This is a genomic window from Brevundimonas sp. (genome assembly GCF_016463485.1).
Classification (GTDB): domain Bacteria; phylum Pseudomonadota; class Alphaproteobacteria; order Caulobacterales; family Caulobacteraceae; genus Brevundimonas.
This window is the reverse complement of sequence record NZ_JAEMRD010000160.1, coordinates 1-7033: the sequence shown is the minus strand read 5'-3', so window position 1 is coordinate 7033 and position 7033 is coordinate 1. Positions and strand designations below refer to the sequence as shown.

General features: G+C 67.1%; 8 protein-coding genes. 6 read left to right on the top strand and 2 right to left on the bottom strand.

Features of this window, described 5'->3' with window-relative positions; all coding sequences use genetic code 11:
* From JHC99_RS16360 to JHC99_RS16350, 3 genes are all read left to right on the top strand, one after another.
* Positions 1 to 555, top strand: a 555-nt coding sequence (locus JHC99_RS16360; RefSeq protein ID WP_292155667.1) for an LON peptidase substrate-binding domain-containing protein, incomplete at its 5' end; no start/stop codon positions are given.
* Between the two features lie 217 nt (positions 556 to 772).
* Positions 773 to 970, top strand: coding sequence for a Trm112 family protein (locus JHC99_RS16355; RefSeq protein WP_292155665.1), 198 nt, complete (start codon positions 773 to 775; stop codon positions 968 to 970).
* Between the two features lie 100 nt (positions 971 to 1070).
* On the top strand, positions 1071 to 3188 hold the full coding sequence (locus tag JHC99_RS16350; protein WP_292155663.1) for a response regulator: 2118 nt from the start codon (positions 1071 to 1073) through the stop codon (positions 3186 to 3188).
* A gap of 6 nt (positions 3189 to 3194) precedes the next feature.
* On the opposite strand, the gene JHC99_RS16345 is transcribed toward JHC99_RS16350, so the two are convergent.
* Positions 3195 to 3569 (bottom strand): potassium channel family protein, encoded by a 375-nt coding sequence (locus JHC99_RS16345; RefSeq protein WP_292155660.1) that lies wholly within the window; start codon positions 3567 to 3569, stop codon positions 3195 to 3197.
* 238 nt (positions 3570 to 3807) lie between these two features.
* Between JHC99_RS16345 and JHC99_RS16340 the strand changes: the two genes are divergently transcribed.
* Entirely contained in the window at positions 3808 to 4359 is a 552-nt protein-coding gene (locus JHC99_RS16340; RefSeq protein ID WP_292155659.1) for a hypothetical protein, read from the top strand.
* 166 nt (positions 4360 to 4525) lie between these two features.
* Entirely contained in the window at positions 4526 to 5572 is a 1047-nt protein-coding gene (locus JHC99_RS16335; RefSeq protein ID WP_292155658.1) for a ribonucleotide-diphosphate reductase subunit beta, read from the top strand.
* A 54-nt stretch (positions 5573 to 5626) separates the two neighbouring features.
* Here the strand turns inward: JHC99_RS16335 and JHC99_RS16330 are convergent, their stop codons facing one another.
* Positions 5627 to 6031 carry a DUF559 domain-containing protein gene (locus JHC99_RS16330; protein ID WP_292155655.1) on the bottom strand — a complete coding sequence of 135 codons (405 nt, stop codon included), beginning with the start codon at positions 6029 to 6031 and terminating at the stop codon, positions 5627 to 5629.
* A 107-nt stretch (positions 6032 to 6138) separates the two neighbouring features.
* On the opposite strand from JHC99_RS16330, the gene JHC99_RS16325 reads away from it, so the two are divergent.
* On the top strand, positions 6139 to 7033 hold an 895-nt coding region (locus tag JHC99_RS16325; protein WP_292155652.1), incomplete at its 3' end, for an oxidoreductase.

Below are 7033 nucleotides of genomic sequence, written 5' to 3'. Positions count from 1 at the left end.
ATCTTCGAGCCGCGCTATCTGAACATGATCGACGACGCCATGGCCGGGGACCGGATGATCGGCCTGATCCAGCCGGCGGGCGGACCTGCGAGCCTGCCCAGCCTGACCGCGGTCGGATGCGCGGGCCGGATCACCAGTTTCGCCGAAACCTCGGACGGCCGATACTTGGTGACCCTGACCGGCATCTGCCGGTTCCGCGTCGCTGTCGAACTGCCCAGCCAGACGCCTTACCGCCAGGTCCGCGCCGCTTTCGCTGCTTTCGAGGCCGATCTGGCCTCGCCGACAGGCGACGACTTCGACCGCGACGCCTTCCTGTCGGCCCTGCGCGCCTATCTGGAGCGCCGACAGCTTGAGATCGACTGGGAAACCGCCGGCGGCGCGCCGCAGGAAGCCCTGATCAACTCCCTGTCCATGGCCCTGCCGTTCGAGCCCGCCGAGAAACAGGCCCTGCTGGAGTCCCAGACCCTGGAGGACCGCTGCCAGACCCTGACCGCCCTGCTCCAGATCGACGCCGCCGAAAGCGGCGACGGCGATTCCCCGACGGCGATGCAATAGGAAGGGGCGCTACCGCTCGGCTCGCGGAGCCTCACTGCTTGAGCGCAGGGTTTGGGGCGCTACCGCTCGGCTCGCGGAGCCTCGCTGCTTGAGCGCAGGCTTCAGGGCGCTACCGTTCGCGACGCGGCCGCGCACTGCTTGAGCGCGTGACACAACGCGCGAAGCGATGATGTGGGCTCAAGTAGCGCAACGCGCGATAGCCCACTAGAAAGACATCATGTCAGACGCCTTCCACACCCCCTCGACCGTCGATCCGCGCCTGCTGGAGGTGCTGGTCTGTCCCGTGACGCGCGGCCCGCTGTCCTATGATCGCGAGGCGGGCGAACTGGTGTCGAAGGGGGCCAGGCTGGCCTTCCCGATCCGCGACGGCGTCCCGATCATGCTGGCCGAGGAAGCCCGCCCGATCGAGGGTTAGGCCCGGTCAGCGGCCCCAAGGCAAAGCTTCCGGGCTCGGCATCCGAAATTTAACCTTCTCGTGCGACGCTAGTTTCAAGAACTGCGGTCGAGGGGTCCGAATGCACGGTCGCTGGCGACTATTCAGACATGATGCGGGACAGGCTTCGGGCCCGCATGCGCTGATCTACGTCGCCCTCTTCGTCCTCTGCCTCGTCTTCGGGATCTGGAGCGCGCGCACCTTCGATGCCGTTGTCATCTGGCCCGCAAACGGGGTGATGCTGGCCGCCGCCCTGCATCTGCACCGTCGCCGGGCGATCCAGGTCCTGGCCGCCTGCCTCGTCATCAACCTGATCGGCAACGTGGTTCGCGGGGACATCGCCCCCTTCTGGTGGCTGAACGCCGTCATGAACATGGGCGAGGTCCTGGTGGCGGCCATCATCGCCCGGCGCGTCTGCGGGGCGGCACTCGACATTCGACGGCCCAAGCGGTTGTGGCGGTTCGCCTTCCTGGCCGTAGTGCCTGCCGTCCTGCTGTCCATGGTCATTTCCATCGCCGTGGCTGCGGCGACCTTCCGGTTCCCCATGGGTACCCTGATGTTCATGGCCCAGCGCTTCTTCGTCATGGAGACCCTGGGCCTGTTGATGGTGGCACCGGCCCTGCTGCTGATCGCCAAGGCGCACCGGTTCCGCTCGACGGCCCCCGCCTCTCCGACCGAGGCCGCGCTGCTGATCGTTCTGTTGATGCTGGTGACGGCCGGGATCTTCTTCCAGAACGTGGTCCCGGCCGCGTTCCTGATCTTCCCATTCCTCTTGCTGGTCGCCTTCCGGACGCCCCCGTCGTGGGTCGCGGGTGCCGTTATCGGGGTGGCCGTCATCGCTGCCACGGGGACTCTGTCAGGCCACGGCCCCGGCACCCTGTCGAAGCTCTCCGAGCTGCCGGAACTGTCCGACCGACCGGCCCTGCTGCGCCAGCTGAACATCTACTATGTGTTCCTGCTGGGGGTTCTGGTCACCGCCCTGCCGGTCTCGGCGGTCATGTCGGAACGACGCCGCCTGATCCTGTGCCTGAAGGCCCGGACCGAAACCGCTCACGCCGCCCGCCGCCGCGCCGAACAGGCCGACGCCGCCAAATCCCGCTTCCTGGCCCTGATGAGCCACGAAATGCGCACTCCCCTGAACAGCGTCACCGGCTATGCCGAGGTGCTGGCGCGCCGCCCCGGCATGGACCTGGACGCCGTGTCCCACCTGGGTCACATCCAGCGTTCGGGCGACGCCCTGCTGATGCTGGTCGAGGACGTTCTAGAAATCTCGCGCGGCGACGACGTGCTCAACACGACACCCTTGTCCCTGCTGCAGGTCATCGACGCGGCGGCGGCTCCCAGCCGCATCGAGGCCGCCGACAAGGGCCTGACCCTGAGCGTCGAGGTCCGCCCCGACGCCCTGGCCCCCGTCATCGGCGATCCCCGCCGCCTGCGTCAGGCCCTGCATCACCTGATCAGCAATGCCGTCAAGTTCACCGAGCACGGCGGCGTCCGCATCCTGGCCGATCGCATCGACGGCCAGGTCCTGATCGCCGTCTCCGACACCGGAAAGGGCTTCGACCCTGTCGCTGCGCCGCGCCTGTTCGATCCCTTCGTCCAGGGCGACGATTCGATCAGCCGCGCCCATATCGGTGCCGGCATCGGTCTGACCCTGGTCAAGCGTCACGCCGACCTGATGGGTGGGGACGTCGTGATCGACAGCCAGCCCGGCGAGGGCGCGACCTTCACCCTGCGGCTGCCCCTGGCAACGGCGGCCCCGGAGGCTATGGCGAACCACGCCGACGCCCGCGCCGAGCGGGACGAAAGTGCCCCGCCCCGTATCCTGGTCGTCGACGACCATCCGGCCAACCGCGAGGTCGCTCGCCTGATGCTGACCGCCGTCGGCTGCGAGGTCGTAGAGGCGTGTGACGGCGACGAAGCCATCGATATGGCCGCCACCCAGCCCTTCGACCTGATCCTGATGGATGTGCGGATGCCGCGCGTCGACGGCCTGGCCGCGACCCGGGCGATCCGGGCGACGGGCAGCGGCGTTCCCATCCTCGCCGTCACCGCCGACGCCATGCCCGAAGACGCCGCCCGCTGCCTGGCCGCCGGCATGGACGCCCACCTGGCCAAGCCGATCTCGCACCATGCCCTCTATACGGCCATGGAGCGCCTGCTCTGCGCCCCCGAGACGGCCGAGGCCGAGGCCGCCTGATCGCGATCAGGCCTTCGGCCCGTCCTCCTCGGCCAGTCGCGCCTTGATGAAGGCGATGTCGGCCAGAAGCTGACGCTGTTCCTCGTCGGTGAACTTGTGCTGGTCCTCGATCAGCGTCCCGATGATCCGCCCGATCAGCAGGGGCAGGATGAACAGCAGGGTCACGTGCATCAGGAAGACGGTCACGATCCGCCCGCCCAGGGTGGTCGCATAGATGTCGCCGTATCCGGTCGTCGTCGCCGTTACCGCCGCCCACCACAGGGCGTCGCCGAAGGACTTGGCCTCGAACAGGGCATACAGCCCGGCGCATCCGGCCAGGATGACCACATAGAGCAGCAGCAGTTCGAGGATGCTGTTGGTGGCGCGGATCAGCAGTTTCACGGGCAGGACTCCATCGAACGCAACGAGACGGTCGCCCAGACTAGCGCAATTGCCGCCCAGTTGGAGGTCTTCAGTGCGGCGACAGCCCCCCTGCCGGCGTCGATTCCGCTCCAGCCCGGCTTGTCCGGACGCCCCAGGTTGCGAACCTCGACGGACCAATCCCTTGCCGCACAAGGGATTGCATCGCCACAGACCCCCGCGAACGCGCCTGGGTTGGAACTGGCCTTAGGCTTGCCGGATGACAGACATCGAACCCACACCCCGTCTCACCCCCGAAGCCTGGGCCTGCGTCCGGGCGGACTTCCTGTCCGGCGTGAGCGCGCCGGTCCTCTCCGAACGCTACGGCGTAAGCATCCGCCACATCCGGCGACGCGCGGCGATCGAGGGGTGGCGACGCGCCGATTTCACGCCCGGCAGTGTGGCGCCCCCGCCGCCTTGGATGGCCGGGATACCGACCAAGGATCAGGAAATGGAGATGGACCCCGCACTGGAGGAGGTCGACGAGGCCGAATCGACCTCGCGCTTCGGCCTGCTGTTCAATCCGGACGCCCGCGCGCTGCACCGCTTCGCCTTCCGTCAGGCTTCGGAGAACGCCGCCATCGACCAGCCGCAACAGGCGATGGTCTGGATGCGTCTGGCCCAGATGGTCGAACGCTCGACCGGCCGCCTCGACAGCGACAGCACGGCCTTCCGCCAGATCGACCACGTCCGGGCGGCCTACCTGCACCGTCTCAGGGAGGCGCTGGACGCCGAGGCCGAGCGAAAGGAACAGGGTTCCGCGCCCGACTGATATAACTGTCCGTCACCCGAGATCCTGTCACGGTGACAAAACCATCCCCTGTTCGACACAAGATGTTGATGCTGGGGATCGTTAACCATCTAGGGATAGCCTTCAGGTCGATTCTGGGCTTGGATAGGTCCAGTCCGTTTCTCGATCTCAGTCCGGTGCCTGTCGCATGAACGCCCACGCCATCATCCGTCCCGGAACCCCCGGCCTGCTGACCCCCTCGGCGGCCTACAAGCCGTTCCGCTATCCGTGGGCGTTCGACATGTGGAAGAAGCAGCAGCAGGTCCACTGGATGCCCGAAGAGGTGCCGCTGGGCGAGGACTGCAAGGACTGGGCCGCGAACCTGAACGACAAGGAGCGCAACCTGCTGACGCAGATCTTCCGCTTCTTCACCCAGTCCGACATCGAGGTCGCCGACAACTACATGGAAAAATATGGCCGGGTGTTCAAACCGACCGAGGTGAAGATGATGCTGTCATCCTTCGCCAACATGGAGACCATCCACATCGCGGCCTATGCCCTGTTGCTGGAAACCATCGGCATGCCCGAGAGCGAGTTCGGGGCCTTCATGGAATACGAGGCCATGCGCGACAAGCATGACTTCATGCAGAAGTTCGGCGTGGATACCGAGGCCGACATCGCCCGCACGCTCGCCATGTTCGGCGGCTTCACCGAGGGGCTTCAGCTGTTCGCCAGCTTCGCCATGCTGATGAATTTCCCGCGTCAGAACAAGATGAAGGGGATGGGCCAGATCGTGTCCTGGTCCGTCCGCGACGAGAGCCTGCACTGCGACGGCATCATCAAGCTGTACCACGCCTTCAACAAGGAAACCGGCGTGGTCACCAAGGCCGTGGCCGACGACATCGTCGCCTGCTGCGAGACCGTGGTCGGGCTGGAGGACAAGTTCATCGACCTGGCCTTCGAGGCCGGCGAGGTCCAGGGCATGACGCCCGAGGACATCAAGCAATACATCCGCTTCATCGCCGACTGGCGCCTGCGCCAGCTCAAGCTGCCAGAGGTCTACGGCGTCAAGGAAAACCCCCTGCCCTGGCTGCAGTCACTGCTGTCGGGCGTCGAACACGCCAACTTCTTCGAGGCCCGCGCCACGGAATATTCCAAAGCCGCCACCACCGGCGCCTGGCACGGCGCCGACGGCGTCTGGGGCGAGTTCGACAAACTCCTCGCCCGCCGCGACATGAGCATGGTCGCGGGATAAAAGGGCGCGACTCTCCTCCCCGTGCGCAGCATGGGGAGGTGGCGCGGCCCTCCTTCAGGGCCGTGACGGAGGGGGCGACACGTTCTCACCGGGAGGGTCCTTGACCACCACCCGCGCCTCCGCCTCCCGCCGAATGAAGCCCAATACACCCTCCAACTCATCCCTCACCGCCACGGCCGCAATCCGGATCACGCGAATACCCTTGCCACCGAGCCAGACCGTCCGCCGGGCATCGTGATCTGCCCGGCCTTCCTCGAGATGAACCGCCCCATCCACCTCCACCGCCAGCTTCGCCGCCGCGCAGTAGAAGTCGAGAATGTAAGGCCCGACCGGATGTTGTTTGCGAAACCCCAGGCCCCCCAGCCTGTCGCCCTTCAGATGAACCCACAGCCGCGCCTCGGGCGGCGTCAGCCTTCGTCGAAAGGCCCGCGCGCGTTGATAGCTGATCCCGTCCGCCACCGTGTCGCCCCCTCCGTCACGGCCCTGAAGAAGGGCCGCGCCACCTCCCCATTCCTGCGGAACGGGGAGGAGAGTGTTCTCTCAATGTTCTTATTCTGGCAAGACCGATGATCAACACCGCCGTCATCGGCTTCGGCAACGCGGGCAAGACCTTCCACGCCCCGCTGGTCGCTGCCTGCCCCGACCTCAACCTCCACACTATCGTCAGCCGCCGCCCCGACGACGTCCACGCCGTCTGGCCCGATGTCCGCATCCTCCCCGACTTCGAGACGGTCCTCTCCGACCCCGATATCGCCCTCGTCGTCCTCGCCACCCCCGACGCCCTGCACGCCCCGCAGGCCGAGGCCGCGCTGAAGGCGGGCAAGGCCGTCGTCGTCGACAAGCCGTTCGCCACCACCCTGGCCGATGCCGAGTATCTGGTCGCCCTGGCCCAGCAGACCGGCCGGCTGCTGTCGGTCTTCCAGAACCGCCGCTGGGACGCCGACTTCCTGGCGCTGCAAGCGGAGATCGCGAGCGGCCGCCTCGGCGACATCGTGACGGTCGAGAGCCGCTACGACCGCCACCGGCCCCTGGTCCGCGACCGCTGGCGCGAGAACGACGGCGACGGCGTCTGGCTGGACCTGGGGCCCCACCTGATCGACCAGATGCTGGTGCTGTTCGGCGCGCCCGAAGCCGTCATTTGCGACATGGCCATCCAGCGGCCCGGCGGCCTGACCCCCGACTGGGTCCATGCCGTCCTGCGCTATCCCGACAAGCGCGTCGTGCTGAACGCTGCCATGATCGCCGCCGCTCCCGACGTCCGCTTCGCCGTCCACGGCACCAGGGGCTCCTGGCTCAAGTCGGGCCTCGACACCCAGGAAGACCAGTCGAAATCCGGCATGATCCCCGGTGCCCTCGGCTGGGGCCTCGACCCCAACCCTGCGACCTTCATCGACGGCAACACCTTCGCGCGAGCCCCCGCCCCCGGCCCGGCCGGAAACTACCTCGCCTACTACGCCGGGA